Raw genomic sequence first — 412 nt, forward strand, 5'->3', positions numbered from 1 at the left:
GGCACGTGCTCACCACGCTCGATCTTACCCATGTGAGAACGCGAAATGCTTGCCCGAGATGCGAACTCGTCTTGCGCGACTCCTTGAGCGACGCGCGCAGCGCGCACGGCCTGTCCGAAGGCTAACGCCGACTCGGATTCATACGTCGATGTGCCAGAAGGACGGCCTGGCTGAATTGTTGATTTCTGCATTAGCAGAAGCGTCAAACAATCTGCCACAATTAACCACGTTAAAGATAACGACGTTAAACTTCACTCTTTACTGCGACGCTGGTTTGCCTTTCTGGACAGATCGCTTATTGGGGGCCCTCATGCATGACGCCACCAGCCAGTTTTCCCATTTCAGGCTTGCTATCGCACCTGGAGTGCCATCCTCTTGCCTCATAACGCTTCTTGCCCTTCAGCGCGCAGAG

1 protein-coding gene and 1 pseudogene are annotated in these 412 nt (G+C 54.6%); one reads left to right on the plus strand and one right to left on the minus strand.

Annotated features, from left to right (window positions below; translation table 11 throughout):
• Nucleotides 1–191, minus strand: a 191-nt coding sequence (locus AC3XQU_RS23045; protein WP_489876485.1) for a helix-turn-helix domain-containing protein, incomplete at its 3' end; no start/stop codon positions are given.
• Here AC3XQU_RS23045 and AC3XQU_RS23050 point away from each other — a divergent pair.
• Nucleotides 149–412 (plus strand): annotated as a pseudogene (locus tag AC3XQU_RS23050) (substrate-binding domain-containing protein); the annotation flags it as partial. The gene AC3XQU_RS23045 and the pseudogene AC3XQU_RS23050 overlap by 43 nt on opposite strands.

It is taken from the genome of Telluria sp. AZSoR62 (assembly GCF_058111565.1).